The sequence below is a fragment of the Actinacidiphila polyblastidii genome (genome assembly GCF_036353415.1).
GTDB lineage: Bacteria > Actinomycetota > Actinomycetes > Streptomycetales > Streptomycetaceae > Actinacidiphila > Actinacidiphila polyblastidii.
Genome location: NZ_JAZEWV010000045.1, coordinates 1 through 26,157, shown reverse-complemented (window position 1 = coordinate 26,157; position 26,157 = coordinate 1). Strand labels below are relative to the sequence as shown.

At 72.4% G+C, this 26,157-nt stretch carries 24 protein-coding genes and 2 riboswitches; of the genes, 6 read left to right on the top strand and 18 right to left on the bottom strand.

Annotation, left to right across the window (positions count from 1 at the left end):
* Positions 1-59 precede the first annotated feature (59 nt).
* Positions 60-2,318 (bottom strand): glycoside hydrolase family 3 N-terminal domain-containing protein, encoded by a 2,259-nt coding sequence (locus V2S66_RS31080; protein ID WP_330800092.1) that lies wholly within the window; start codon positions 2,316-2,318, stop codon positions 60-62.
* Positions 2,319-2,539: 221 nt separating this feature from the next.
* On the opposite strand from V2S66_RS31080, the gene V2S66_RS31075 reads away from it, so the two are divergent.
* A complete protein-coding gene (locus V2S66_RS31075) occupies positions 2,540-3,580 on the top strand; it encodes a LacI family DNA-binding transcriptional regulator (RefSeq protein ID WP_330800091.1) in 1,041 nt (346 codons plus the stop codon).
* A gap of 66 nt (positions 3,581-3,646) precedes the next feature.
* On the opposite strand, the gene V2S66_RS31070 is transcribed toward V2S66_RS31075, so the two are convergent.
* The 3 genes from V2S66_RS31070 to V2S66_RS31060 form a co-directional block, all read right to left on the bottom strand.
* On the bottom strand, positions 3,647-4,303 hold the full coding sequence (locus V2S66_RS31070; RefSeq protein ID WP_330800090.1) for a PadR family transcriptional regulator: 657 nt from the start codon (positions 4,301-4,303) through the stop codon (positions 3,647-3,649).
* A gap of 148 nt (positions 4,304-4,451) precedes the next feature.
* On the bottom strand, positions 4,452-5,216 hold the full coding sequence (locus V2S66_RS31065) for a helix-turn-helix transcriptional regulator (RefSeq protein WP_330800089.1): 765 nt from the start codon (positions 5,214-5,216) through the stop codon (positions 4,452-4,454).
* 96 nt (positions 5,217-5,312) lie between these two features.
* Positions 5,313-6,449, bottom strand: a complete 1,137-nt coding sequence (locus tag V2S66_RS31060; RefSeq protein ID WP_413966522.1) for a class I SAM-dependent methyltransferase — start codon at positions 6,447-6,449, stop codon at positions 5,313-5,315.
* A 145-nt stretch (positions 6,450-6,594) separates the two neighbouring features.
* On the opposite strand from V2S66_RS31060, the gene V2S66_RS31055 reads away from it, so the two are divergent.
* Together V2S66_RS31055 and V2S66_RS31050 are read left to right on the top strand one after the other, a co-directional pair.
* Entirely contained in the window at positions 6,595-6,786 is a 192-nt protein-coding gene (locus V2S66_RS31055; RefSeq protein WP_330800088.1) for a DUF1059 domain-containing protein, read from the top strand.
* 109 nt (positions 6,787-6,895) lie between these two features.
* Positions 6,896-7,723: a PhzF family phenazine biosynthesis protein gene (locus V2S66_RS31050; RefSeq protein WP_330800087.1), complete on the top strand. Its 828-nt coding sequence runs from the start codon at positions 6,896-6,898 to the stop codon at positions 7,721-7,723.
* 37 nt (positions 7,724-7,760) lie between these two features.
* Here V2S66_RS31050 and V2S66_RS31045 read toward each other — a convergent pair whose 3' ends face one another.
* The 3 genes from V2S66_RS31045 to V2S66_RS31035 form a co-directional block, all read right to left on the bottom strand.
* Complete coding sequence (locus tag V2S66_RS31045) at positions 7,761-8,501, bottom strand: CPBP family intramembrane glutamic endopeptidase (RefSeq protein ID WP_330800116.1); 741 nt, start codon at positions 8,499-8,501, stop codon at positions 7,761-7,763.
* Positions 8,502-8,848: 347 nt separating this feature from the next.
* Complete coding sequence (locus tag V2S66_RS31040) at positions 8,849-8,998, bottom strand: hypothetical protein (RefSeq protein ID WP_330800086.1); 150 nt, start codon at positions 8,996-8,998, stop codon at positions 8,849-8,851.
* 202 nt (positions 8,999-9,200) lie between these two features.
* Positions 9,201-10,691 carry a glutamate--cysteine ligase gene (locus V2S66_RS31035; protein ID WP_330800085.1) on the bottom strand — a complete coding sequence of 497 codons (1,491 nt, stop codon included), beginning with the start codon at positions 10,689-10,691 and terminating at the stop codon, positions 9,201-9,203.
* Between the two features lie 480 nt (positions 10,692-11,171).
* Between V2S66_RS31035 and V2S66_RS31030 the strand changes: the two genes are divergently transcribed.
* Positions 11,172-11,759, top strand: a complete 588-nt coding sequence (locus V2S66_RS31030; RefSeq protein WP_330800084.1) for a hypothetical protein — start codon at positions 11,172-11,174, stop codon at positions 11,757-11,759.
* A 263-nt stretch (positions 11,760-12,022) separates the two neighbouring features.
* Positions 12,023-12,229 carry a DUF5999 family protein gene (locus V2S66_RS31025; RefSeq protein WP_330800083.1) on the top strand — a complete coding sequence of 69 codons (207 nt, stop codon included), beginning with the start codon at positions 12,023-12,025 and terminating at the stop codon, positions 12,227-12,229.
* Positions 12,230-12,275: 46 nt separating this feature from the next.
* Here V2S66_RS31025 and gcvP read toward each other — a convergent pair whose 3' ends face one another.
* Entirely contained in the window at positions 12,276-15,164 is a 2,889-nt protein-coding gene (gene gcvP, locus V2S66_RS31020) for an aminomethyl-transferring glycine dehydrogenase (RefSeq protein ID WP_330800082.1), read from the bottom strand.
* Between the two features lie 60 nt (positions 15,165-15,224).
* Positions 15,225-15,349, bottom strand: a riboswitch (glycine riboswitch).
* Positions 15,350-15,458: riboswitch (glycine riboswitch) on the bottom strand.
* Between the two features lie 145 nt (positions 15,459-15,603).
* On the opposite strand from gcvP, the gene V2S66_RS31015 reads away from it, so the two are divergent.
* Positions 15,604-15,981, top strand: coding sequence for a PRC-barrel domain-containing protein (locus V2S66_RS31015; RefSeq protein ID WP_330800081.1), 378 nt, complete (start codon positions 15,604-15,606; stop codon positions 15,979-15,981).
* On the opposite strand, the gene V2S66_RS31010 is transcribed toward V2S66_RS31015, so the two are convergent.
* From V2S66_RS31010 to V2S66_RS30965, 10 genes are all read right to left on the bottom strand, one after another.
* Positions 15,897-17,408 carry a DNA polymerase IV gene (locus tag V2S66_RS31010; RefSeq protein ID WP_330800080.1) on the bottom strand — a complete coding sequence of 504 codons (1,512 nt, stop codon included), beginning with the start codon at positions 17,406-17,408 and terminating at the stop codon, positions 15,897-15,899. The genes V2S66_RS31015 and V2S66_RS31010 overlap by 85 nt on opposite strands.
* A 112-nt stretch (positions 17,409-17,520) precedes the next feature.
* Positions 17,521-18,123 (bottom strand): MerR family transcriptional regulator, encoded by a 603-nt coding sequence (locus V2S66_RS31005; RefSeq protein WP_330800079.1) that lies wholly within the window; start codon positions 18,121-18,123, stop codon positions 17,521-17,523.
* A 235-nt stretch (positions 18,124-18,358) separates the two neighbouring features.
* Positions 18,359-18,832, bottom strand: a complete 474-nt coding sequence (locus V2S66_RS31000) for a bifunctional nuclease family protein (RefSeq protein ID WP_093716750.1) — start codon at positions 18,830-18,832, stop codon at positions 18,359-18,361.
* A 115-nt stretch (positions 18,833-18,947) separates the two neighbouring features.
* Positions 18,948-19,700 (bottom strand): transcriptional regulator FtsR, encoded by a 753-nt coding sequence (ftsR, locus tag V2S66_RS30995; RefSeq protein WP_330800078.1) that lies wholly within the window; start codon positions 19,698-19,700, stop codon positions 18,948-18,950.
* A gap of 47 nt (positions 19,701-19,747) precedes the next feature.
* Positions 19,748-20,281, bottom strand: a complete 534-nt coding sequence (locus tag V2S66_RS30990; protein WP_330800077.1) for an FHA domain-containing protein — start codon at positions 20,279-20,281, stop codon at positions 19,748-19,750.
* A 361-nt stretch (positions 20,282-20,642) separates the two neighbouring features.
* Complete coding sequence (locus V2S66_RS30985) at positions 20,643-21,506, bottom strand: DUF881 domain-containing protein (RefSeq protein ID WP_330800076.1); 864 nt, start codon at positions 21,504-21,506, stop codon at positions 20,643-20,645.
* A gap of 7 nt (positions 21,507-21,513) precedes the next feature.
* Entirely contained in the window at positions 21,514-21,846 is a 333-nt protein-coding gene (locus V2S66_RS30980; protein ID WP_202237672.1) for a small basic family protein, read from the bottom strand.
* Positions 21,843-22,787, bottom strand: coding sequence for a DUF881 domain-containing protein (locus tag V2S66_RS30975; RefSeq protein WP_330800075.1), 945 nt, complete (start codon positions 22,785-22,787; stop codon positions 21,843-21,845). The genes V2S66_RS30980 and V2S66_RS30975 overlap by 4 nt, the downstream gene beginning before the upstream one ends.
* Before the next feature lie 62 nt (positions 22,788-22,849).
* A complete protein-coding gene (locus tag V2S66_RS30970; protein WP_330800074.1) occupies positions 22,850-25,345 on the bottom strand; it encodes a mannose-1-phosphate guanyltransferase in 2,496 nt (831 codons plus the stop codon).
* Positions 25,346-25,368: 23 nt separating this feature from the next.
* Entirely contained in the window at positions 25,369-25,977 is a 609-nt protein-coding gene (locus V2S66_RS30965; protein WP_330800073.1) for a CDP-alcohol phosphatidyltransferase family protein, read from the bottom strand.
* Positions 25,978-26,157 lie beyond the last annotated feature (180 nt).

Genomic DNA, 26,157 nt, shown 5'->3' with positions numbered 1-26,157 from the left:
CCGGGCCGCGGGCGGGAGAACCCGCCCGGCGGCCCGGCGCCGGTGCCGGCCCGTGCGGGTCAGCGCACGGTCACCGTGGCCGTGTGGGTGCCCGCGGTGAAGACGTAGTCGCCGCGCGCGACCTGCTGCCTGCCGGCCCCGTCGACGTCGCCCGGGGTGACGGCCAGCCGGCTCGGCGGCACGTCGAGGGTGACGGTGCGGGACTGCCCCGCCGCCAGGTGCACCTTGGCGAAGGCGACCAGCTTCCGGGACGGCGACAGCACGTCGCTGACCGGCTGCGAGACGTAGACCGGCACGACCACGTCGCCGGCGCGGTCGCCGGTGTCGGAGACGTGCACCTTCAGGTGGATGGTGTCGCGGGTGCCGGCGGTCGCCGAACGCGCGCTGATCGAGGCGAAGTCGTACGTGGTGTAGGACAGGCCCGCGCCGAACGGGTAGGCCGCGTCGTACGTCGACTCGGGTCCGGCGTTGGTGCCGGGCAGCTGCTGGTAGTACAGCGGCTCGTCGCCGATGTCCTTGGGCCAGGAGGCGTTGAGCCGGCCGCTCGGGTTCACCTTGCCGAACAGCACGTCGGCCACGGCGTTTCCGCCCTCGCTGCCGGGCAGCCACGACATCAGCAGGCCCTGGGTGCCGTCGGCGTCGCCGAGCACCAGCGGCCGGCCGGCGATCACGACGGTGACCACCGGCTTGCCGGTCGCCTTCAGGGACTTGACCAACGCCTGCTGGTCGGCGCTGAGTTCGGGTCGCGGGCTGTCCGCGGTGCCTTCGGCGGCGGCCTTCTCGCCGACCACCACGACGGTCAGGTCGGCGTCCTGGGCCTGGGTGACCGCGTCCTCGGCGGTCTTCGCCGGGACGACCCGGGTGCCGGACGGCGCGGCCTTCTCGATGCCCTGGAGGACGGTGGTGCCGGGCAGTGCCACGCCGTCGGGCACGCCCTGCCAGCCCACGGTCCAGCCGCCGACCTGGTCGTTGATGTCGTCGGCGTAGGAGCCGGCGACGACGATCTTCTTGGCGGAGGAGGAGACGGGCAGCACGCCGCCGTCGTTGCGCAGCAGCACCTGCGACTCGTCCGAGGCCCGCCGGGCGAGTGCGGTGTCGGCCCCGAGCACCCGGGAGTCGGCCTTGGAGGCGTCCACGTAGGGGTGTTCGAAGAGTCCGAGCTGAAACTTCATCTTCAGGATGCGCGACACCGACTGGTCGATCCGGCTCACCGAGACCAGGTGGCGCTGCACCGCGGCCTTCAGGCCGTCGGTGAAGCCCTGGGCGTCGTACGGCTCCATGGCCATGTCCAGGCCCGCGTTGACGGCTTTGGCGATGGCCTCGGGGTAGTCGGCCGCGACGTGGTAGCTGGTCTGCAGCGCGCGCACGTCCTGCCAGTCGCTGACCACGACGCCCTGGAAGCCGAACTGCTTGCGCAGCACGTCGGTCAGCAGGTAGTGCGAGCCGGTCGCCGGAATGCCGTTGACGGCGGCCGAGTTGACCATGACGCTCTTGGCCCCCGCGTCGATGGCCTGCTTGTACGAGGGCAGCAGGGTGTCCTGCAGGTAGCGGATCGACACGTCGCCCGGCACCCGGTCGTGGCCGTTGCCCGGCTCGCCGTAGCCGGCGAAGTGCTTGACGGTGGCGGCCACGTTCTTCGCGCCGTCCGCGCCCTGGATGCCGGTGACCGCGGCGGCGGCGAGGGTGCCGGCCAGCAGCGGGTCCTCGCCGAAGGTCTCGTAGTAGCGGCCCCAGCGCTGGTCCCTGGCGATGTCGGTGACCGGGGCGAAGTTCCAGTCGATGCCGGTGGCCGCGACCGCGCGTGCCGTGGCCGCGCCGGAGTCCTCGACGAGCGAGGGGTCCCAGGTCGAGCCCATGCCGATCTCCTGCGGGAAGATCGTCGCGCCCAGCACGTTGTTGTGCCCGTGCACGGCGTCGACGCCGTAGATGACCGGGATGTGCAGCCGCGAGTTGTCGACGGCGTACTTCTGGACGGTGTTGACCATCGCCGCCCAGTTCCCGGGCGTGTTGACGGCCGGTCCGGCGCCGCCGCCGGAGAGGATCGATCCCGCGTGGTTGTCGACGATCACGTTCTTCAGGCAGGCCTCGGTGAAGGCGCCGCCGCTCCACTGGCAGTCGCCCTGCATCCGCACCACCGAGATCTGGTCCATCTGGCCGATCTTCTCGTCCAGGGTCATCCGGTGCAGCAGGTCCTTGACGCGCAGGTCGACCGGCGCGTTGGGGTTCGTGTACGTCGGGTTGTCGCCGGCCTGGGCGGGAACCGACGCGACGGCCGCCACACAGGCCACCGCGGTGGCGAGCGTCACAAGGGCGTTCATACGTAGTCGTCGTGCGTTCGCTGGCATCGCAGGAGTCCCATTCCTGTCAGGGCCCCGTCACATTTGGGGACCGAATTGCCGTAAACGTTTCCGATCGGCCGGAAGTCTGTCCTCCCCCTCACTGATCGTCAAGACTGTACGCAGAAGGCGTTTTCCCTCAGTCTGGTTCCGTCGGCTTCCCCCAGGTGGGCCCCTGTCCACTCGCGCAGAACGGCTTTGACGTGAACATCCGTGAACTGGCACGCCGCAGCGGGGTCTCGACCGCCACCGTCTCACGCGCGCTCAACGATCGCGCCGAGGTCAGCGAAGCCACCCGGGAGCGGATCAGGCGGCTGGCCAGCGAGTTGGGGTACGCGCCCAACGAGCCGGCCCGCACCCTGGTGCGCCGCAGGTCGGACACCATCGGGCTGATCTGGGACAGCGGCCAGGAGGCGCAGGGGCTGCACAACCCCTTCCTGCTCGGCCTGTTGAGCGCGGTGCGCACCGCGCTGTCCGAGGCGGACTACCACCTGATGCTGCTCACCACCCCGGCGGCCGACGACCCGGACGCCAGCTATCTGCAGGCGGTGCGCCGACACAACCTGGAGGGCGTCATCGTGCTGACCACGCCCCCGGACGACCGCTGCCTGCGGGTGCTCGCCGCCTCCGACGTGCCGTGCGCGGGCATCGACACCGCCTTCACCGGCCCGCACACGGTACGGGTCAGCTCCGACAACGCGGCGGGCGCCGAGGCGGCCGTCGAGCACCTCCACACGCTCGGCCACCGCAGGATCGCCACCATCACCGGTCCGCTGCACCTGCCGCCGGCCGCCGAGCGCCTCGCGGGCTACCGGCGGGCCTGCGAGCGGCTCGGCCTCGCGGTGCCCGAGGAGTACGTGGTGGAGGGCGACTTCTTCCTCGACAGCGGCCAGCGGGCGGGCGACCGGCTGCTCGCGCTCGGCGAGCCGCCCACCGCGATCTTCGCGGCGGGCGACCAGATGGCGATAGGCGCGATGCACGCGGCCGCGGACCTGAACCTCTCGGTGCCGCGCGACCTGGCCGTGGTGGGCTTCGACGACATCGACGCGGCGGCGCTCGTCCGCCCGTCGCTGAGCACCGTGGCGCAGGACCAGCGGGCGCTGGGCGAGGCCGCGGTCGCCGCGCTGCGCGGCCTGCTGGACGGCCCGGACCTCACGCCGCGCTCCGAACGCACGGTCTCCGCCACGCCGCGGATCGTGCCCACGAGACTGCTCGTACGCGGGTCGAGCCGGCCCGGGGCGTGACGGCGTCACTGCCCCGGGCCGGCTAGGCGCCCGGCCCCGCGCGGACTCGTGGTCCCGCGGCCGCGGTCAGTCCTTGGCGGGCCGGTCCTGCTCGACGTCCTCGTCGGCGAGGATCAGGTAGAGCCTCTTGCGGGCCTCGTTGACCACGCCCAGCGCCTTGTCTCGCTGTTCGGGGGTGCCGGTCGCCCACACCTGGCGGAATGCCTCGATGAGGCCGCCGCCCGCTTTCCTTATCTCGTTGAGGCTGTCCCAGTCGACGCCGCGACCCGCCTCCTCCCAGGGGGCCTCGGAGCCGGACCCGGCCTCCGCACGGCCCTCGTCGGTGAGCGTGAAGAGCTTCTTGCCGCCCTCGCTGGCACTGCTGATCAGGCCCTCGTCCTCGAGCAGCTGAAGCGTGGGGTAGACCGAGCCGGGGCTCGGCCGCCACGCTCCGCCGCTGCGCTCGGCGATCTCCTGGATCATCTCGTAGCCGTGCATCGGCCGGTCCTTGAGCAGGGCCAGGATCGACGCGCGGACGTCGCCGCGCCGCGCGCGGCCTCCCCCGCGTCCGCGGCCGCCGGGCCCGAAGGGCCCACCGCCACCGCCGCCGCCGAAGGGCCCGCCGCCGAACGGCGGTCCGAACGGCCCGAACGCCGCTCGCAGCCTCTCCCGCTCGCCCCGCCCGTGATGGCCGGGGCCGCAGGGTCCGTGGCCGTGCTCATGTCCATGTCCTTGGGAACGCATGATGTCGCTCCTTCCATCGTTGATCGTTCGCGACAACTCAACGATATATCGGAACCGATCGGATGGCTAGGCTGCTTCCGATGCCCTTGGTGAAGGGGGCGGGCCGGGGCCGGCGGGGATGGACCGGGAGAGCGTGCGCCGGACGGGCTCAGCGCGTGGCGCTGCCGGCGCGCCAGGCGTTGGCGGCCGCGACCCGGCCGCCCGCCCGCAGCTTGGGGTAGGCGTGCTCCAGGTGCTTGTCGACCGTGCGCGGGCTGATGTCCAGCCGGTGGCCGATCTGCTCGTTGGTCAGCCCGCGGCACAGCAGGGCGAGCACGGCGGCCTCCCGCCGGGTGACCTGGTCACGCGCGGAGGGCGCCAGGGCGGCGGCGGGCGGTACCTGCGGAGCCCGCGGGGCGAGCCGCCCCAGGGCGTGAGCCAGGCGCACGCGCAGCATCCCGGCGGTCTCCAGGTCGCGGTCGGCGAAGTCGGGGGTCCTGCGGTTGACCACCAGGCACACCCGGCGGCGCGCGCCGTCGGCGTACCCGGCGGGGAAGGCCATCGCGAGCTGGTGCTCAGCGCCCAGCGGCCGGTACACCTCGCCGTACACCGGCATCGCCAGTGTCTCGGCCCGGCTCTGCAGATCGGAGCGCCGGGCCGGCGTGCCGGGCCCCGCGACGGTGTGCGCCACCAGCGGGTCCTCGCCCGCTCCCCGCGCGAACGCCGCGGCGGCTTCGGGGGTGACGAGGTCGCCGGGCAGGCAGACCCGGTCGCCGGGGGCGGGGTGCGGCGCCCACACGATGCTGTCGCCCGGCACGGCCGCCAGCAGCAGCGGCATCAGGGCGGGAACCATGTCGTCCTCGTCGACCGCGTCGATCAGGAGGTCGAACACGGCGAGCACCCGCCGTAGCGCGGCCTCCGCGGCCGTGGTCATGCTTCAAGCCTCGCCAGCCGCCCGCGCTCCGTCAAGGAGCGCAGGCCCCGGGGGCGGACGCCGTGCGGTCAGAGGTCAGCGGTCAGCGGTCAGCGGTCAGCGGGCGAGCGCGTAGACGCGGTTGACCGGGCTCTGCGCGGTGAGCGTCCAGTGGTGCAGGCCCGCGGCGTCGGCGATCCGCCGCATGGCCGCCTCGCCCGCGTGGTTGCCGAGCGCCTCCGGTCCCTGCTGGGCCAGCGCGGCCGGCAGGCAGACCGCGACGGAGGCGGCGGACAGCCCCCGCCCGACCGGGTGGACGTTCTCCTCGACGTCGGCCGACATGTTGGGCTCGACGAGCATGCACACGCCGTCCTCGGAGAGCGCCCGCTCCGCCTGGCGCAGCGCGGCGCCGGGGTCGCTCATGTCGTGCAGGCAGTCGAAGAAGGTGATCAGGTCGTAGCCGCCGCCGGGGAAGTCCTGGGCGGTCGCCACGTCGAACGCGACCCGGTCGCCCATCCCCTGCGACGCGGCCAGACCGCGGGCCGCCTCCACCGAGGGGCGGTGGAAGTCGTAGCCGTGGAAGCGCGAGTTCGGGAACGCGCGCGCCATCAGCAGGGTGGAGTGCCCGAAGCCGCAGCCCACGTCGGCGACCTTCGCGCCTGCCTCCAGCCTGCCCGTCATGCCCTCGACGGACGCCAGCCACTCCGGCACCAGGGACGCCGCGTAGCCGGGCCGGAAGAACTTCGCGGTGCCCTCGAAGAGCGCCGGGCCGTGGTCGCCCCAGCCGACGCCCTCGCCGGTGCGGAAGGCGTCCATCAGCTCGTTCTCGGTGGCGTAGAGGGCCTGCAGCATGGTGAACAGCCCGGCGGCGTAGGTCGGCGCGTCCGGGTCGGCGAGGACGGCGGCGCGCTCGGCGGGCAGTTCGTACGTGTCGTCGTCGCGGTGGTGGTCGACGTACTGTCCCGCCACCTGTGCGGCCAGCCATTCGCGGAGGTAGCGCTCGGCCAGGCCGGTGCGGTCCGCCAGCTGGTGCGAGGTGAGCGGACCCGCGCCCGCCATCGCCGCGTAGAGGCCCAGCCGGTCGCCGATCGAGGTGCACAGCCCCGCCATGGCGGCCGCTCCATCCGTGATGACCTGTTCCAGGAACTCCCTCACCAGGTCTTCGTCGGGCGGCGCGGCCGCACCACCGGCCGTCGCCCCGGGGGTGGCGCCGGGCTCTTCGACGCCGGGTCCTCCATGCGCTGTCGCGGTCATCGCACTCACTTCCCGCTTCCTCGTCCTCTCCAGCCGACCAGGCCGGGGACGCCGCGGGCTATACGGAGAAGTCCGTACGCCCTCGCCACCCGGGGCCGCGTGCGGGGGGCGGAGGCGGCCTATCCTCGAAGGGAGGAGGTGCGTCATGCGCAAAGTCGCCGACTGCCGGGATTACCCGAGTGACATGAACTGCAGCCTCGCCATCTCCGGTGAGGAAGAGGAAGTGTTGCGTGCCGCGAGCGAGCACGCCTCGTCCGTGCACGGTCACGAGAACACCCCTGAGCTGCGCGAGCAGATCCGCTCCATGCTGAAGGACGACGTCCCGCAGCACGCCTGAGCCTCGGGGTCCACCGCCGCCGCCGAGCGCCGCGCGCGCCGGGCGGCGGCGCCGTGCGCGGATGCCGGGACAGGACCTGCGCCGAAGACGCGGGGCCTACGCTCACCGCATGCGCATCCGTATCGTCGACGCCTTCACCGACCGGCCGTTCGCCGGCAACCCCGCGGGCGTGCTGCTGCTCGACGCCGGCGGATTCCCCGCGGACCGCTGGATGCAGCAGGTCGCCGCCGAGCTGAACCTCTCCGAGACGGCTTTCGCGCACCCGCTGTCGGCCGTGGAGGGCGGCGCGGACTGGGCGCTGCGCTGGTTCACCCCGGTCACCGAGGTCGGCCTGTGCGGGCACGCGACGCTGGCCACCGCGCACGTGCTGCGCACCACCGGCGCGGCGCGGGCCGGGGCGGTCAGGTTCCACACCAGGGCGGGGGTGCTGCCCGCGCTGAGCCACGGGGACGGCACCACGACGCTGGACTTCCCCGCCGCCCCGCTCACCGCGGCGGAGCCGCCGGACGGTCTCGCCGCGGCACTGGGCGCCCGGCCGCTGACGGTGCTCGACACCGGGCCCGACTGCGGCGACCTGCTCGTCGAGCTGCCCGACGAGGCCGCCGTCCGCGCGCTGGCCCCGGACTTCGCGGCGCTGGCGCGGGTGTCACGGCGCGGGGTGATCGCGACCGCCGCGGCCGCGAAGCCGGACAGCGGCTACGACTTCGTCTCGCGCGGCTTCTTCCCCGCGGTCGGCATCGACGAGGACCCGGTGACCGGCAGCGCGCACACCGCGCTCGCGCCGTTCTGGGCCGGCCGGCTGGGCCGCGGGACGCTCACCGGTCTGCAGGCGTCGTCCCGCGGCGGCCTGGTCGCCACCCGGGTCAGCGGCGCGCGGGTGCTGCTGACCGGCGCGGCCGTCACCGTGGTGGACGGGGAGCTGCACGCGGTGCCGTGACCGCTCCCCCGACCCACCGTCGCGCCGGGCGCGCCGGTCAGCCGGTGGGCAGCCAGCCGACTTTGCCGGCCAGCAGCGCGTAGCCGACGAAGGCCACCGTGTCGATGAGGGCGTGCGCGGCCACCAGCGGACCGACCCGGCCCCACCGGCGGTAGAGCAGGACGAACACCACGCCCATGATCATGTTGCCGACGAAGCCGCCGACGCCCTGGTAGAGGTGGTAGGAGCCGCGCAGCACCGCGCTCGCGGCCAGCGCGGCGGCCGGCGTCCAGCCCAACTGGCCGAGCCTGCGCAGCAGGTAGCCGACGACGATGACCTCTTCGAGCACCGCGTTCTGCACCGCGGAGGCAATCAGGATCGGGATGCGCCACCACACCGCGGGCAGCGACTCGGGAACGACGGTCAGGTTGAAGCCGGCCGCCCGCACGCCCAGGTAGAAGGCCAGACCGGTGCCGCCGATGACGGCCGCGACGACCGCGCCCCTGCCCAGGTCGCGCCGCGGGCGGCTGAGGTCGAAGCCGATCGCGCGCAGCCCCACGCCCTCGCGGGTCAGCAGGTGCGCGACCAGCAGCACCGGGACCAGCGCGCTGGCGACGTCGAAGACCTGCCAGGCCAGGTCGAGCCACGGCCGGCCGGGGGCGGCGGAGCCGACGAGGGTGGCCGCCTGGTTCTTCAGCGCCCCCGGCCTGGTCACCGAGCCGACGAAGCTGATCAGGGCGGAGACTCCGCTGGCGCCGAGCGACAGGGCGAGCACGATCAGCGTCTCGTCGCGCAGCATCCGGTTGCTGCCGCGAGTCTCCACCTCGTATGACTCTGCGTGCACGCGGGCCTCCAATATCGTCATCCCGCTTCAGCGCCGTGCGCGCACGATGAGGGTCTCCCGGAACACGATACGAAGATCGGGCCCGGCGTTCCGGGCCGCCCCCTCCACAGCACCCCATCAGCACCGATTCGGGCGTCCCCGCACGGTTTCCGGCGCGGCACCGGGTCCGGTCGCGGAGCGGCGTTCGGGGCGCGGACCGGGGTTCGGGTACGGAGCGGCGTTCGGGTACGGAGCACCGCAGGAGGCACGGCCGCCATGGGACGTCACGGAATATCGCCCCCGCGGGCCGCACCGGGCAGCCCTCAGCCGGATGCCGGGCGCCGCAGGTCCAGCGCCCGCGGCCGGACGACCGCGGTGGCCGTGGTGCTGGTGCTGGCCGCGGGCGGCGGCGCCTTCGCGGTGCTGCGCGGCAGCGGCTGGGTGTCGGCGGGCGGGGCGTGCCACGCGGGCACCGTACGCGTCGAAGCTGCCGGCCGGTGTCGTGCGGCAGCGCGGCGACCGCCCGCGCCTCGGTCGGCGCGGCCCGCCGGGCCGGCAGCTCGGCCACGCCGGCGGACGCGGTGTCGGTGTCGGGGCCCATGGCCGCGGCGACCAGCGCGGCCGCCGCGGCAGCCTCAGCCGGCGCCTCTGAGCCGGCGGGGTCGGACGCCGGGGTCAGGCGGCCGGCCAGGTGTGGACGGGGTCGCCGCCCTCCATGTGGTCGCGGTAGCGCTGGGTCATCGCGGCGAGCGCCGCCCGCCGGTCCAGGCCCTGCTCCAACTGCCGGTGGAAGGTCGCGGCCTGCCACTCGGCGCCGTTGACGCGGCGCAGGCAGCGCTGCTCGATGATGCCGAGGTAGCGGTCGCGGTCGACCGCCTCGATGCCCCAGGCGTCGAGTCCCGCCGCGGCGAGCGGCAGCAGCTCGTCCCGGATCAGCTCGGCGGCGGGGACCTCGGCGAGCGAGCCGCCGCGGCCGCGCGGCCAGTGCAGCACCGCGTGGATGCCGTCCCGGCAGGCCGCGTCGAAGTTGGCGGCGGCCGCGCCGAAGGGCATCCGCTGCCAGAGCGGGCGCGGCGCGTCGGCCAGCGCCCTGACCAGCCCGTAGTAGAAGGCGGCGTTGGCGATGACGTCGGCGACCGTCGGCCCCGCGGGCATCACCCGGTTCTCCACCCGCAGGTGCGGCACGCCGTCCACCACCTCGTAGACCGGGCGGTTCCAGCGGTAGATCGTGCCGTTGTGCAGGGTCAGCTCGCGCAGCTGCGGGACTCCGCCGTCGTCGAGCACCCGCAGCGGGTCCTCGTCGTCGCAGATCGGCAGCAGTGAGGGGAAGTAGCGCACGTTCTCGGCGAACAGGTCGGCGGGCGAGTCGATCCACCGCTCGCCGAACCACGCCAGCGGCCGTACGCCCTGGGCGCGCAGCTCCATCGGACGGGTGTCGGTGGACTGCTGGAAGAGCAGCGGGCGGGTCTCGCGCCACAGTTCGCGGCCGAACAGGAAGGGCGAGTTCGCACCGGCCGCGACCTGCGGCCCCGACACGGCCTGCGCGGCGTTCCAGACCGCGGCGAAGCGGCCCGGCGTGACCTGGAGGTGCATCTGCATGGAGGTGCAGGCGGCCTCGGGGGCGATGGAGGACGAGGTGTACACCAAGCGCTCGACGCCTTCGATGTCCAGCGTGATGTCCTCGCCGCGCATCGCGAGGATGCGGTCGTTGAGCAGCGTGTACCGATCGGCCCTCGACAGGTTGGCCGAGACCAGGTCCTGCGCCTCCAGGGTGGGCAGAATTCCGACCATGACGATGTGAGCGCCGACTTCGCGGGCCATCCGGTCGGCGTAGCCCAGGCCGGTGCGCAGTTCCTCGGCGAGCCCGTCGAGCACCCGTCCCGATAGCCGGTGCGGCGCGATGTTCACTTCAATATTGAACTGTGCCAGCTCGGTCTGGAAATCCCGGCTCGCGATGCGCTCCAGCACCTCTTCGTTCATCATGCGGGGCAACCCGTCGGAATCCGCGAGATTCAACTCGATCTCAAGGCCCATGAGATTGCGCGGCCGGTCGAATCGCTTCTCGTCCAGCAACCGCTCCAGCCCCAGCAGGCACTGCTGCAGCTTCCTGCGGTACATGCGCCGGTCCGCCAGGTCGAACGTCCCGGCCACGACCTTCTCCCCCATGCAAGCATCCTTCCTCCGGCGGGTCCCCACGGGAGGATGCCCACCCAAATGATCGATAACGCCCCGCCGGGCGCACCGTACACGCTAGGCTTGCAGTAACGGCGGTGCGAGCATGTTCCGGTGGCACATTCGGTGGCCACGGGACCTGCGTAAACCCCGGGTGAATATGGCGGTCGGGTTCAGGCCGTCCCTGGCGGGCGAAAATACGGGCCACCCGCCCCACACCCTGCGGGAATGCCGTGGAGCGGCCTGTCGAAGAAGGCGAATTCTCGTCTTGCGCGTAATACTGGCAGCGACTAGACGAAACACGGAGCGAACACGCGTCGTATAAACTCCGCGCACGAGGCTGTGCATACCGCCTTCGGCCGGGCGCGCCGGAGCAGGCAACCGAGCAGGAATGCTCCCCCGCATCGACGACGTCGTCCGCACCCCCCGCACCACATGTGTCTCCCGTTGTGTCTCCAAGTGAGAGGCGACATCATGCCGCTGCTTGTCCCCCCTGCACCCGCCCCCGCCCTGCTGAGCGTCCTGGCGGCGCTCAGTTCGCCCACCGCGGTCCTCGAGGCGCGGACCCCCGCGCTGCGCACCGCGGAAGGGCCACTGGACGCCGAACACCCCCTTCCCGTCCATGCGTTCGAACCGGCTCTGGTGCCCGGCGCCCTGCCGCAGGCCCGGCTGACCGGCTGGCGGTTCCATATCAGGGCGGGCGCCAGGGTGGCAGCTGCGGGCGAGACCGTCGCCACGCCGGACGGGTGGGTCTTCTCCCGCTTCTCCGAAGGGCCGTACCTGGTCTCCACCGAGCGGGCGCTGCGCCAGGCGGAGGCGCTGCCGGCCACCTACCAGCCGCATCTGCTGTCGGTGCCGGGGCTGTACATGCTGGCGCTGTGGCTGCACCACGACGCGCGCGCCGACGCGGCGACCGCCCAGCCGGACCCCGCCGACCTGCTGATCCCGCTGGCCCCCGCGCCGCCCGGGATCACCTCGCACCGGGTGCACCGGCTGGTGGACCTGGCGCCGGTGCTGAGCGTGCGGCTGGCGCCTCCGCCACTCGCCGGCTCACCGGCCTGAACGCAGCAGGGGCGGCCGCTGCGACGGCAGCACGGCGCTCCCCCGCCTTGGAGGCAGGGGAGCGCCGTCGTCGTACCGCGACCACCCGCCCGGGTGAGGAGTCTTCTCCGAGTGTGCCCTGGCTCCGCCAAATCCCTGCGGAACGGCGCCGGCAGAGCAACACTGGGACCGGCCGCACCAGGAACGGGGGTACGCACATGTTGCGGACAGGGGAAGCGACCGCCGGCAGCACCGACCACTCGCAGCGAAAGACGGCATCGACCATGTGCCAGCACCACCCGCAGTGCCCGACCGCAGACTGCTCCGACCGCGAGGCGGCGCACACCGTGGCCCACCACCCGGAACAGGGCTGGAGCCTGCTGTGCAACGGGGTGCTCCTCTTCGAGGACACCGGAGAGCTGCTGCCCGACGGGCAGATCATCGCGCCGCACCGCCCGCTGGCCTCCGGCCGGGTCATCACCGCGGCCTGAACGCAGGCCGCCGCCGGCCGAGGGGCCGGCGGCGGACGGCGGGCGGTCAGCCCTCGTACGCGTCCAGCGGCGGGCAGGAGCAGACCAGGTTGCGGTCGCCGTAGGCGCCGTCGATGCGGCGCACCGGCGGCCAGTACTTGTCGGCGGCCGACACCCCGGCCGGGAAGACGGCCTCTTCGCGGCTGTACGGGTGCGTCCACTCTCCACCGAGCGCGGCCGCGGTGTGCGGGGCGCCGCGCAGCGGGTTGTCGTCGGCCGGCCAGTCCCCCGCGCCGACCCGCTCGACCTCGCCGCGGATCGCGATCATGGCGTCGCAGAAGCGGTCCAGCTCGGCGAGGTCCTCGCTCTCGGTCGGCTCGATCATCAGGGTGCCCGCCACCGGGAACGACATGGTCGGCGCGTGGAAGCCGTAGTCGATCAGCCGCTTGGCGATGTCGTCGACGCTGACGCCGGTCTCCCTGGTCAGCGGACGCAGGTCGATGATGCACTCGTGCGCGACCAGGCCGCCGGGGCCGGTGTAGAGCACCGGGAAGTGCGGTTCCAGGCGCTTGGCGACGTAGTTCGCGCCGAGCACCGCGATCTGGGTCGCCCGCTTCAGGCCCTCGCCGCCCATCAGCCGCACATACGTCCAGGAGATCGGCAGGATGCCCGCCGAGCCCCAGGGCGCGCCGGAGACGGGTCCCACGCCGGTCGCCGGGCCCGCGCCGGGCTGCAGCGGGTGGTTCGGCAGGTACGGGGCCAGGTGGGCGCGGACCGCGACCGGGCCGACGCCGGGACCGCCGCCGCCGTGCGGGATGCAGAAGGTCTTGTGCAGGTTCAGGTGGGAGACGTCCGCGCCGAACCGGCCCGGCCGGGCGAGGCCGACCAGCGCGTTGAGGTTCGCGCCGTCGACGTACACCTGGCCGCCGGCGTCGTGCACGGCCGCGCAGACGTCGGTGATGTTGTCCTCGAAGACGCCGTGGGTCGAGGGGTAGGTGACCATCAGCACGGCCAGCTCGTCCCGGTGCCGGTCGATCTTCGCGTGCAGGTCCTCGACGTCCACGTCGCCGTTCTCGCCGGTCTTCACCACGACGACCTTCATGCCGGCCATCACCGCGCTGGCGGCGTTGGTGCCGTGCGCGGAGGACGGGATGAGGCACACCGTGCGTCCGGTGTCGCCGTTGGCGCGGTGGTAGGCGCGGACCGCGAGCAGTCCGGCCAGCTCGCCCTGGGACCCGGCGTTCGGCTGAAGGCTGACCCGGTCGTAGCCGGTGACCTCGGCGAGCTGGTCCTCCAGGCCGTGGATCAGCTCCAGGTAGCCCGCGGCCTGCTCGATCGGCGCGAACGGGTGCAGCGCGCCGAACTCGGGCCAGGTGACCGGCTCCATCTCGGTGGTGGCGTTGAGCTTCATCGTGCAGGAGCCCAGCGGGATCATGCCGCGGTCCAGCGCGTAGTCGCGGTCGGCGAGGCGGCGCAGGTAGCGGAGCATCGCGGTCTCGCTGCGGTACTGGTGGAAGACCGGGTGGGTCAGGTAGGGCTCGGTGCGGACCAGCGCGGCGGGCAGCGTGTCGGCGGTCCGCGCGTCCAGCGCGTCGAGGTCGGCGGCGGGCGCGCCGAAAGCGGCGAGCACGGCGGCCAGCTGGGCGCGGTCGGTGGTCTCGTCGCAGGCCACGCCGACCCGGTCGGCGTCGGTGAGGCGCAGGTTGACGCCGGCCGCGCGGGCGGCGGCCACGACCTCGGCGGCGCGGCCGGGCACCCGGGCGGTGAGGGTGTCGAAGAAGGCGTCGTGCTCGATCTCGACGCCGCCGGCCCGCAGGCCCGCGGCGAGCACCGCGGCGTAGCGGTGGGTGCGGCGGGCGATGCCGGCCAGCCCGTCGGGGCCGTGGTAGACGGCGTACATGCCCGCCATCACGGCGAGCAGCACCTGCGCGGTGCAGATGTTGCTGGTGGCCTTCTCCCGGCGGATGTGCTGCTCGCGGGTCTGGAGCGCCAGGCGGTACGCCTTGTCGCCGTCCGCGTCCACCGAGACCCCCACGAGCCGGCCGGGCAGGTTGCGCGCGTAGGACTCGCGCACCGCCATGTAGCCGGCGTGCGGGCCGCCGAAGCCCATGGGCACGCCGAACCGCTGCGTGGTGCCGACCGCGATGTCCGCGCCGAGGGCACCGGGCGAGGCGAGCAGCGTCAGCGCCAGCAGGTCGGCGGCCACCGTGACGACCGCGCCCAGCTCGTGCGCCCGCGCCACGATCGGCCGCAGGTCCCGTACCGCCCCCGAGGCGCCGGGGTACTGCAGCAGCACGCCGAAGACGCCGCGCTCGGCGGCCTCGGCCGGGATGCCGTCGGCCAGGTCGGCGACGACGATCTCGACGCCGGTCGGCTCCGCGCGGGTCCTGAGCACCGCCAGGGTCTGCGGGAAGGTGTCGGCGTCGACCAGGAAGACGCCCTCCTTGACCTTGCCGACCCGCCGGGACAGCGCCATCGCCTCGGCCGCGGCGGTGCTCTCGTCCAGCAGCGAGGCGCCGGAGGTGGGCAGCCCGGTGAGGTCGGCGACCACCGTCTGGAAGTTGATCAGCGCCTCCAGCCGGCCCTGCGAGATCTCCGGCTGGTACGGCGTGTAGGCCGTGTACCAGGACGGGTTCTCCATGACGTTGCGCAGGATCACCGGCGGCGTGAAGGTGCCGTAGTAGCCGAGGCCGATCATCGGGGCCAGCACCTGGTTGCGGCCGGCCAGGGCGCGCAGCTCGGCGAGCACCTCGGCCTCGGTCACCGCCGCGGGCAGGCCGAGCGCCTCGGCGCTCTTTATGGCCGCGGGCACGGCCGCGTCGGTCAGCTCGTCCAGCGAGCCGTAGCCGACCTGGGCGAGCATCTTCGCCTGCGCCTCGGCGTCGGGCCCGATGTGGCGGCGTGCGAAGGGCACTCCGGCTTCCAGCTCGGCGAGGGGGATGCGGCGGTCAGTCATCTGCGGCGGCCTCCTGGTCTGTCACGACCTTCGGGGGTGCGCGGTGCGGGCACCCGTACGGCCTCCCCCTCTGTCATCAGAACCTGAGAGCTTCACCGCCCCTGCCGGGGCGGCTTTCACCGTCGGTGAGGACGCGTTCCGGAGGCGGCGGCGCTTCCGGAGCAGGCCCTGCTTTCCAGAGTGACCTCGCCCGTGCGGTACGGATGCCTGAGAGATTCCGGGGAGGGATTGCTCCTTCGGCGCCTTCGTCACGCCCTTGACGGTGCGTGCGAAGGACTCTCCCGCATGGGGTTTGCAGCCACCCTCAGCGTACCAGCGACGACGCCGGGCAGGCCGAGGCCGCCTGGCGGGTCGCGCGCCCGGCCGATCCGCGGTCGACAGCGCCCGTAATGTGGCTTTGGGTGGTGTCCAGCAGCATTCGCCGTGAGTTGGAGGGACCGTGCAGACCGACATCGATCCGCGCAGCCTGATCGGGCGCCGCGCCTTCGACCGCGACGGGACCAGGATCGGCACGGTGGACGAGGTGTACCTCGACGACGCGACCGGCACCCCCGAATGGGCGGCGGTGCGTACCGGGCTGTTCACCCGGGACGCGTTCGTGCCGCTGGAGCCCAGCGCGCTGGTGGACGGCCGGCTGGAGGTGCCGTTCAAGAAGTCGCTCATCAAGGACGCCCCGGACTTCGGCGTGGGCCGCCACCTGTCCCCCGAGCAGGAGCTGCAGCTGTACCACCACTACGGGATGGACGTGCCGCGCTCAGGACCGGAGCCGGTGCCGGCGCCCGAGCGGGACTTCGGCGCGCGGCCTGGCGAGGACTGAGCGACGGCCGGCGGCTCTGGCTCGGGCGTCGCGTCCCCGGCCGCGCCCGGCGTCGGCCGCGGCTGCTGCGGCGTCGGCAGGGGCGTGTCGCGCAGCGCGACGAGCGGCAGCGGCTCGCCGTGGGTGAGCGCCGGGTCCTCGACGGCGAAGGTGCGCACCCGGCCGGGCAGGGTGTCCGTCGGCACCTCGAAGCGGACCGTGACCCGCCCGACCCCGCTGCCCTGCACCCAGCCGGGGCCGTACTCCTCGTGCACCACGTCCTGGCCGGACAGCCAGCGGTCGGACCGCGCGGGCGGCGGGGGCGGGCTGGACGGCAGCTCCGCCGCATCGGACTCACCGGGCTCCCGCTCCGCCGCGCGCTGCGCGAACAGGTCCTCCTGGGTGAAGTCGGCCAGGCCCGTCACGCCCACGCCCAGCAGCCGCAGGCCGCCGGTGATGTCGACCGCCTCGATCAGCCGGCGGGCGGTCTCGCGGACCACGGAGGGGTCGTCGGTGGGGGCGCGCAGCGTCTCGGAGCGGGTCAGCGTGGAGAAGTCGTAGCGCCGCACCTTCACCACCACCGTCCGGCCGGAGCGGCCCGCGCCGCGCAGCCGCTGCACGCAGCGGTCGGCGAGCCGGTCGATCTCGTGGCGGACGTGGGCGCGGTCGGTGAGGTCGTGGTCGAAGGTGTCCTCGACCGACACCGACTTCACGTCCCGGTCGGCGACCACCGGGCGGTTGTCCAGACCCGCCGCCATCGCGTAGAGCCCGGCGCCGTGCGACTTGCCGAGCAGTCTGACCAGCTCCGCCTCGCCGGCCCCGCTGATCTCGGCGACGGTGGTGATGCCGGCCCTGCGCAGATGCTCCGCGGTGGCCGGGCCGACGCCCCACAGGGTGCGCACCGGCATCGGGTCCAGCAGCGCCCGCTCGGTGCCCGGCTCGACCACCAGCAGGCCGTCCGGCTTGGCCTGCTCCGAGGCGATCTTGGCGAGCAGCTTCGAGCCGGCCAGGCCGACCGACGCGGTGAGCCCGGTGTCGGCCCTGATACGCGCCCGCAGGCCCTCGGCGACCTCTCTGGGCCCGGCCGGGCTGCCGGTGGCGGCAGCGCCCGCCTCCAGGTCCAGGAACGCCTCGTCGAGACTGAGCGGCTCCATCAGCGGTGAGACCTCGGCCAGCAGCGCCATCACGATCTCGCTGATCTGCCGGTAGATGCCGAAGCGCGGGTAGAGGTACGCCGCGTTCGGGCAGAGCCGGCGGGCGTGCGCGATGGCCATGGCGGAGTGCACGCCGTGCACGCGCGCCTCGTAGGACGCGGTCGACACCACGCCGCGGTTGCCGATCCCCCCGACGACGACGGGCTTGCCCCGCAGGCTCGGCTTCGACGCCTGCTCGACCGCGGCGAAGAACGCGTCCATGTCGAGATGCAGGATGGTCGGCGCACTTCTCACATCCCCGATCGTCCCGCACACCGCCGACATTCACCGTACGGGTGTACGGCGCGGCGGGGTGCACGGCAGCGGCGGGATCGCACCGGCGGCGGCGTGGGACGCCGCCCGCGGCTCAGACGGCCCGGTGGCGGCGCCTGGCCAGCTCGTCGGAGGGGTTGTGGCCGACCAGCGTCTCGCCGGTGTCCACGCGCTCGCCGTGCATCTGGGACAGGGCGCTCTCCACGTCCCGCCAGACCACGCCGACCGCGATGCCGAAGATGCCCTGGCCGCCCTGGAGGAGTTCGACGACCTCGTCGGGCGAGGTGCACTCGTAGACCGTCGCGCCGTCGCTCATCAGGGTCATCCTGGCCAGCTCCGAGGGCCCGACCGAGCGCAGGTGCTGGACCGCGGTCCTGATGTTCTGCAGCGCCACGCCGGTGTCCAGCAGCCGCTTGACGATCTTCAGGACGACCACGTCGCGGAAGCTGTAGAGCCGCTGGCTGCCCGAGCCGTACGCGGGCCGGACGCTGGGCTCCACCAGGCCGGTGCGCGCCCAGTAGTCGAGCTGGCGGTACGTGATGCCGGTCGCGGCGCACGCGGTGGGGCCGCGGTAGCCGATCTGCTCGGGCGGAGTCTGCGCGGCCGGGCCGCCCCCCTCGCCGGGGGTCGCACGGGCCAGGGCCCCCTGCGTCGCAAACGGACCGCCGGGCGCCGAACCGTCGCCGGTGTTTCTCACGCCGCCGCCCTCCGTCCCTTCACATCCCGTAGCCACGCGCATGTGCCACGAGACTTTCCAACTCGACGGTAGGCAGTCGCCAGGGGTGCGTCAACGATCGCCACACTCGGCACGCCGAGTGAAATTCACCCCACGAGTGGTTTGGTCGGACTCAGCCCCGGGAACGACTACCCGAATGCCCGTACGCAGGAGCACCCTTGCTCCACAACGGCGCCGGTCGGCGGCGCCGGACGGGTCACTGGTTGCTGGTGCCGAAGTCCTCGGGCGAGATCTGGTCAAGGAACTCGCGGAACTTCTCCACCTCGTCCTCCTGCTCGTCCGGGATGGCGATGCCCGCGTCGTCCAGCACACCGTCACTGCCGTAGATCGGCGTACCGGTGCGCAGCGCCAGCGCTATGGCGTCGGACGGACGGGCGCTGACCTCGACGCCGCTGGCGAAGACCAGCTCCGCGTAGAAGACGCCGTCGCGCAGGTCGGTGATGCGCACCTCGGTCAGGGTCTGCCCGACCGCTTCGAGCACGTCCTTGAAGAGGTCATGGGTGAGCGGTCGCGCAGGGGTCATGCCCTGCTGCGCGAAGGCGATGGCCGTCGCCTCCCCCGGCCCGATCCAGATGGGCAGGTACCGGTCGCCTCCCACTTCACGCAGGAGCACGATCGGTTGGTTGGAGGGCATTTCGACCCGGACACCCACAACGTCGAGCTCGTTCACACAGCAACCCTAGGCCGTGCCCGCCGGGTTTGGGTAGTCGGGCCGTCCCCGGCAGGGCCGTCCGGCGGCGTCGCACCCCCCTGCCGGCGGCCGGGCGACGGCCTTGGAGACCTGCTCAGCGCCGTCGCAGCCCCAGCGCCGACTGCACCAGCGCGGCATGCAGCCGAACGGAGAGTTCGGCCAGCTCACGCGCGGTGGCCTCCGCGTGCGTGCGGGTCTGCGGATTGCGGTGCCTGCGCAGCGGCGCGACCACCTGCTCCACCAGCCCCGCCTCACGGTCCGCGGCGGCCTTCACGGCCCGCAGATGGCGTGGTTCCAGGCCGAACCGCCCGAGATCCACGATCAGCCGGGCGATCTGCACCGTGGCGCCGTCGTAACCGCCGTCGCCGCCCGGCTCCACCAGGCCGTACGACTCCCACTCGTCCAGGTCGCCGCCGTCGGCCCCGGTGGCCGCCAGCAGCTCCTCACGGCCGATCCGCAGCTCCGCGGGCGGTTCGGGCTCCAGGGCCGCCGCGAGGCCCAGCGGGCCCTCCAGGGACTCCCTGGACTCCGCCGGGCCCGGCAGCACCACCTGCTCGCCGCGGTCCCGCGCGTCCAAGTGCTCCCGGATCACCCGCAGCGGCAGATAGTGGTCCCGCTGCACCCGCAGCACGTACGCGAGCCGCTCCACGTCGCCGGCGGCGAACTTGCGGTAGCCCGAAGGAGTGCGCTGCGGCTCGACCAGGCCCTCCGCCTCGAGGAAACGGATCTTCGAGATCGTGACCTCGGGGAACTCGTCCCGCAGCCGGCTGAGCACCGCCCCGATGCTGAGCAGGTCGCCGTCGGCCGTGGCGGTGCCGTCACCGGCACCGCCTGACGTTCTCGGCATGAACACCATCCCTGTCCCCACGGGTCCCGCACCGCGCCGGGGCAGGGTCAGATGCCCCGCAGGCTCGCGTAGAAGACCAACCGGTACTTGCCGATCTGCACCTCGTCGCCGTTGGACAGCGGCACGGCGTCGATCCGCTCCCGGTTGACGTACGTGCCGTTCAGGCTGCCCACGTCGGAGACGGTGAAGCCGCCGTCCGGGCCGCGCCGGAACTCCACATGCCGCCGCGAGACCGTGACGTCGTCGAGGAAGATGTCGCTCTGCGGGTGCCGTCCCGCGGTGGTCAGCTCACCGTCCAGCAGGAAGCGGCTGCCCGAGTTCGGCCCGCGGCGCACCACGAGCAGCGCGGAGCCGATCGGCAGCGCGTCCACCGCGGCCTGCGCCTCGGGGGAGAGCGACGGCATGGGCGTCTGGCCGGTGGCCTCAGCCTCGTACGCCTCGATGCCGGAGATCGAGATGGTCGAGGTCGTCTCCGACGGCCGCTCGAACCCGCCGGCCGAGCCGCGCAGCGGCGCGCCGCAGTTGGAGCAGAAGCGACTCGCCTCCGCGTTGGTGTGCCCGCACCTGGTGCATACCGGCAAGCCGAACCCTCCACCCGTGGTTGAGGTTGACGCTTCCCCGAAACCTATGCTCGCCGCCGAAGCCGGGTCAACAGGCGCCACGCCGGGAGTACCGGAGTAGCCGCCGCCCGGAGCCTGCGGATCGTTCCTGAACAGGGGACGGTCGCCCGTGCCCTGACCCTCGTCGGCCGTGCCCCGCGGGGCACGGTGGCGCGCCGTCGCCGGGTCACCCGACTGCCGCGCGCTCTTGCCGAACAACTTCCCAAACAACTTCACGGGCGATTCCCCTTGAAAGAAGCAGACCCGCCCGTGGGGCAGGACGAACCCTCGCTACACACAGTTTCCACCACGCAACACCCCACTGATGCCCCGACCCCCCGCCTCATTGGGATGACCGAGCGTAGTCAGGCTGCTTCGGCGGCCGCAAGGCGTCCACGACGATCTTCTGCGATCGCACGACATCCGCCGTGGCCTGCTCCTTCTCCAGCGTCTGCACCACCCCGCCGGGGATGTTCAGCGCCGGCTCCAGATCCTGCGGATTGCCGATGACCTTGAACACGTAGGGCCGCGACACCTTGTGCCCGTCGATGAGCACCCCGTCCGCACCCTGCGTGAAGTACGTGTCCGCCACCACGCGGACGTCATTGATCTGGATCGCCTCCGCGCCGGCCGCGCGCAGCTCCTGGAGGGTGTCCAGCAGCGAGTCGGCCTCGACCCCGCCGTGCGGGTCGTTGATCGTGAGGGTGATCCCGGGGCCCTGGGCGGCCACCGTGCCGGCCAGCACGCCCAGCTGCGCCTCCCGCTGCTGGGTCTGCTTCAGCGCCTCGGCCGCCTGGTCGGAGCTGGTCTCCAGCTCCGAGCGCTGGCTGTCCAGGCCGCGCTTCTCGTCCTGAAGGCGCTGCGTCCGGTTGTCCAGCTCGGTGAGGATGCGGACCAGGTCCTCCTGGCGGGCGCCGCGCAGCGCGCCGTTGTCGCTGGTGGTACGGACCTGGATGGCCACGCCGAGGCCCAGCACGGCCAGCAGCAGCGCCACGATGAGCTGCGCGCGCGAGGCACGCGGCGGCCACAGCGCGGCCAGCAGCCGGCGGCGGCCGTTGGACTCCCCGGACTCCGGGTCCGGCCCCCTGCGCCCGGCAGCGGGCGGCTCGGGCGCGGCATGCTCGGGCGAGGTGGGCTCGTGCGGGGCGCGCTCGGGCGGAAGGTTCCCGTCCGGGGTGCGCCCGGTCGTGGGGGGCTCGTCGCTCATGCCGCCGTCACGCCCGGAAGACGTGGCGGCGGATCGCCGCCGCGTTGGAGAAGATCCGGATGCCCAGCACGACCACCACGCCGGTGGACAGCTGGGCGCCGACGCCCAGCTTGTCGCCGAGGAAGACGATCAGCGCGGCCACCACGACGTTGGAGAGGAAGGAGACGACGAACACCTTGTCGTCGAAGATCCCGTCGAGCATGGCCCGCAGGCCGCCGAAGACGGCGTCGAGGGCGGCGACCACCGCGATCGGAAGGTAGGGCTCGACCCCGGAGGGCACCACGGGGCGCACCACAAGACCGACCACGACTCCGACGACGAGGCCCAGTACGGCGATCACTTCGAACCCTTCCCATTCGCGGCGCTGTCGGCCTTCGTGTTGCCGGGAACCGGCGTGGCATACCGCACGGTCAGGCTGGGCGCGGCCGCCAAGTGCAGCCGGTCCTGGACGGTGATGCTCGCACGGATGCCGTAGTCGTCCTTGAGGACCTGAAGATACTGGCCGTCCGCGCTGTCCTGGAATGCCTTGCTCAACCGCTCCCCGTCCCCGATCGCCAGCACCGTGTACGGCGGCGCGAGCGGCTTGTTGTCGACCAGTATGGCGTCACCGGCGGCGCGGATCGCCGACAGCGCCGTCAGCCGCTGCCCGTTGACGGTGATCGCCTCCGCGCCCGACGCCCACAGGCCGTTGACCACGCGCTGCATGTCGCGGTCGCGGACCCGCCCGGTGTCGGCGAAACCGCTGCTCTCCCGGGGTCCTCCGGTGTTCCCGACGGACGCCTCCTTGGCGTCGTCGACGACCATCCTCACCCCGGGACCCTGTACGGGCGTACCTCCGGCCAGCAGTTCGAGCAGCGCCGCCCTGCCGGCGTCGCCGGTGTTCCGCAGCGCCGCGCGCTGCTCGGCGGAGACCGTGTCCCGCAGCGCGTCCACGTTCTTCTGCAGCGCGTCGGCGCTCTTCGTCTCCGACTGGACGCGGTCGATCAGCTTCTGCCGCTCCTTGGCCTCGGTGGGGGCCGAGTGCTGCGCCTGAACGGCGCCCAGGGTCACCACGATCGCGGCCAGCACCAGGCCGGCCGCCAGCCACAGCCGGCCGCTGAGCGCGGTCGGGAGCCGCGAGCTGCCGACCGCACCGCGACGGGCCGCGGCCTGCGCGTAGCCGTCGTCGAGGCTGTGCTCCATGACGTTGGTGAGCAGCGACATGGAGGCGTCCGGGCGCCGCCGAGCAGCCCCACCCCGGGGGCTGCTCCGTTCGGGTTGCTGCTGCGGCATGCCGCACATCGTCCCACGTCGGGACGGGAGACTCGAATGGCCCCCTCAGGACGCGCCGTCAGCCCACGCCGTCACCGCCCGGCGCTCTCCACGACCTCCGACCACTCCTCGAGCAGCGCCTGTGCGGACGCGTCGTCCGGACCCTCGGCCCACAGATGCGTGACCGCCTCCGCGGGGTCGGGCAGCACCATCACCCAGCGCCCGTCCGCCTCGACGACCCGCACGCCGTCGGTGGTGTCCACCGACCGCTCACCGGCCTCCTCGACCACCCTGCGCATCACGGAGCCCTTGACCGCCCACGGCGTGGGCACGTCCCGCTTCAGCACGTGCGCGCGCGGGATACGGGCGTCGATCTGGCTCAGGGTGAGCTGGGTACGGGCGACCAGGCCGATCAGCCGCACGAAGGCCGCGGAGCCGTCGAAGACGCTGCTGAACTCCGGCACGATGAAGCCGCCGCGGCCGTCACCGCCGAAGATCGTGCCCTCCTCCCGGCCCACCCGGGTCAGGTCGTCGGCGGCGGTCGTCGTCCACGTCACCTGCGTGCCGTGGTAGGCGGCGACCTGCTCGCCGATGCGCGTGGTCGTCACCGGCAGTGCCACCCGCCCGCTGCGGCGCTCGGCCGCCACCAGGTCGAGCAGCACCAGCAGCGCACGGTCGTCCTCGACGATCCTGCCCCGCTCGTCGACCAGCGACATCCGCTCGCCGACCGGGTCGAACCTGACACCGAACGCGGCCCGCGCGGACGACACCATCTCGCCCAGCCTGACCAGGCCGGCCCTGCGGCTCTCCTCGGTCTCGGTGGGCCGCGCCTCGTCCAGGCCCGGGTTGATGGTCAGCGCGTCCACGCCCAGCCGGCCGAGCAGGCTGGGCAGCACCAGGCCCGCACTGCCGTTCGCGGCGTCCACCACGACCTTCAGGCCGGAGTCGGCGATCCCCGAGATGTCCACGGCGCGCAGCAGGGCGCCGGTGTACGAGTCGAAGACCGTCGGCGGGAACCGCAGGTCGCCGATCTCGCCGGGGAACGCCCTGCGGTACTCCTGCCGGGAGAACACCCGGTCGAGCTTGCGCTGGCCGGCCGCGGACAGGTCGGCGCCGCGCTCGTCGAAGAACATGATGTCGAGCGAGTCGGGACGGCCCGGGGTGGTCCTGATCATGATGCCGCCCGCACTGCCGCGGGCGGTCTGCTGCCGTGCCACCGGCATCGGCACGTTCTCCAGGTCCCGCACGTCGATCGCGCTGGTCTGGAGCGCCGAGATCACCGCGCGCTTGAGCGCGCGGGCGCCGCGGGAGTGGTCACGGGCCGTGGTGACGGTCGCGCCCTTCTTCAGCGTCGTCGCGTACGCGCCGGCCAGCCGCACCGCCAGCTCGGGGGTGATCTCCACGTTGAGGATGCCGGTGACGCCGCGGGCGCCGAACAGGTGGGCGGTGCCGCGCGACTCCCAGATGACGGAGGTGTTGACGAAGGCGCCCGCCTCGACCGTCTTGAAGGGGTACACGCGGACGTTGCCCGCGATGATCGACTCCTCGCCGATCAGGCACTCGTCGCCGATGACCGCGCCCTCGTCGATCCGCGCGGCCCGCATCACGTCGGTGTTCTTGCCGATGACGCAGCCGCGCAGATTGGTCTGCGGGCCCACATACACGTTGTCGGCGATCACCGCCTTGTGCAGGAACGCGCCGGTCTTCACCACGACGTTCGACCCGATGACGCTGTGCTCGCGGATCTCGGCTCCGGCCTCGACCTTCGCGTAGTCACCGATGTAGAGGGGGCCGCGCAGCACCGCGTCCGGGTGCACCTCGGCGCCTTCCGCCACCCACACGCCCGGTGAGATCTCGAAGCCGTCGATGTCGACGTCGACCTTGCCCTCGAGGACGTCCGCCTGCGCCTTCACATAGCTCTCGTGGGTGCCGACGTCCTCCCAGTACCCCTCGGCGACATAGCCGAAGACGGGCTTGCCCTCCTTCATCAACTGCGGGAAGACGTCACCCGACCAGTCGACGGAGACGTCGGGTTCGACGTAGTCGAAGACCTCCGGCTCCATCACGTAGATACCGGTGTTGACGGTGTCGGAGAACACCTGACCCCATGTCGGCTTCTCCAGGAAACGCTCGACCTTGCCCTCGTCGTCGACGATGGTGATGCCGAACTCCAGGGGGTTCGGCACCCGCGTCAGGCATACGGTGACAAGAGCGCCCTTCTCCTTGTGGAAGGCGATCAGCTCGGTCAGATCGAAATCGGTGAGGGCATCGCCCGAGATCACCAGGAAAGAGTCGTCCTTCAACGCCTCTTCGGCGTTCTTGACGCTTCCGGCCGTGCCCAGCGGCTTTTCCTCGTTGGCATAGGTGAGCTCCATCCCGAAATCCTCGCCGTCCCCGAAGTAATTCTTCACGAGGGATGCGAGGAACTGGACTGTGACCACCGTCTCAGTGAGGCCGTGCCGCTTGAGCAGTGTCAGAACGTGCTGCATGATCGGGCGGTTCACCACGGGCAGCAGAGGTTTGGGCATGCTCGACGTCATGGGGCGAAGGCGGGTACCTTCGCCGCCGGCCATAACAACCGCCTTCATGTCGGAAACGTCCTCCTCGTGACTCAGTCAACCGTGGTGGCAGTCCTGACAAGTCGCCGGACCTGCACCACATAGAGGATCCCTGCCCACCAGTACAGGGTTGTACCCCAACCTGCGAACGCCCAGCCGAAAACTGACGCCACAGTCGCAAGCCACCCGCTGCCGTCGCTCAGGAGCAGCAGCGGAAAGGCGTACATGAGGTTGAAGGTAGCCGCTTTCCCGATGAAGTTCACCTGGGGTGGGCCGTAGCGGTGCCTCCGCAGAATCAGGAGCATCACCGCCATCATCGCCTCACGTGCCAGCAGGAGCACCGTGAGCCACAGCGGCAGGATGTCCCGCCACGTCAGTCCGACCAGCGTGGACAGTACATACAGCCGGTCCGCGGCGGGATCCAGGATCCTGCCGAGGTTGCTGATCTGATTCCAGCGCCTGGCCAGCTTTCCGTCCAGGTAGTCGCTGATACCGCTGAACGCCAGCAGCAGCAGCGCCCACCCGTCGAGCTTCGGGCCGCCGAACTCGGGCCACAGAATCAGCCACAGGAACACGGGGACGCCGACCAGGCGAGCCATGCTGAGGATGTTGGGGATCGTGAAGATCCGATCCGTTTGCACCCGTGTCTCCTGGACCTCCACCGGGTCCCCTCCTGCTGCTGTAAGTCTGTGCGGACGTGCGGACGTTGCTGGCCGACTCTACCCCAGACGCAAAAGAGGCCCGGCCTCGGATACGGGATCCGAGGCCGGGCCTCTTTGTGAAGAATTGTTCGGCGGTGTCCTACTCTCCCACAGGGTCCCCCCTGCAGTACCATCGGCGCT

Bases quoted from the DNA above. Each gene is read 5' to 3' on its own strand.
- V2S66_RS31080 (WP_330800092.1), bottom strand. From the start codon at position 2,318: ATGAACGCCCTTGTGACGCTCGCCACCGCGGTGGCCTGTGTGGCGGCC.
- V2S66_RS31070 (WP_330800090.1), bottom strand. From the start codon at position 4,303: ATGCGTTCCCAAGGACATGGACATGAGCACGGCCACGGACCCTGCGGC.
- V2S66_RS31065 (WP_330800089.1), bottom strand. From the start codon at position 5,216: ATGACCACGGCCGCGGAGGCCGCGCTACGGCGGGTGCTCGCCGTGTTC.
- V2S66_RS31060 (WP_413966522.1), bottom strand. From the start codon at position 6,449: ATGACCGCGACAGCGCATGGAGGACCCGGCGTCGAAGAGCCCGGCGCC.
- V2S66_RS31055 (WP_330800088.1), top strand. From the start codon at position 6,595: ATGCGCAAAGTCGCCGACTGCCGGGATTACCCGAGTGACATGAACTGC.
- V2S66_RS31050 (WP_330800087.1), top strand. From the start codon at position 6,896: ATGCGCATCCGTATCGTCGACGCCTTCACCGACCGGCCGTTCGCCGGC.
- V2S66_RS31045 (WP_330800116.1), bottom strand. From the start codon at position 8,501: ATGCTGCGCGACGAGACGCTGATCGTGCTCGCCCTGTCGCTCGGCGCC.
- V2S66_RS31035 (WP_330800085.1), bottom strand. From the start codon at position 10,691: ATGGGGGAGAAGGTCGTGGCCGGGACGTTCGACCTGGCGGACCGGCGC.
- V2S66_RS31030 (WP_330800084.1), top strand. From the start codon at position 11,172: ATGCCGCTGCTTGTCCCCCCTGCACCCGCCCCCGCCCTGCTGAGCGTC.
- V2S66_RS31025 (WP_330800083.1), top strand. From the start codon at position 12,023: ATGTGCCAGCACCACCCGCAGTGCCCGACCGCAGACTGCTCCGACCGC.
- gcvP (WP_330800082.1), bottom strand. From the start codon at position 15,164: ATGACTGACCGCCGCATCCCCCTCGCCGAGCTGGAAGCCGGAGTGCCC.
- ftsR (WP_330800078.1), bottom strand. From the start codon at position 19,700: ATGCCGAGAACGTCAGGCGGTGCCGGTGACGGCACCGCCACGGCCGAC.
- V2S66_RS30985 (WP_330800076.1), bottom strand. From the start codon at position 21,506: ATGAGCGACGAGCCCCCCACGACCGGGCGCACCCCGGACGGGAACCTT.
- V2S66_RS30975 (WP_330800075.1), bottom strand. From the start codon at position 22,787: ATGTGCGGCATGCCGCAGCAGCAACCCGAACGGAGCAGCCCCCGGGGT.
- V2S66_RS30970 (WP_330800074.1), bottom strand. From the start codon at position 25,345: ATGAAGGCGGTTGTTATGGCCGGCGGCGAAGGTACCCGCCTTCGCCCC.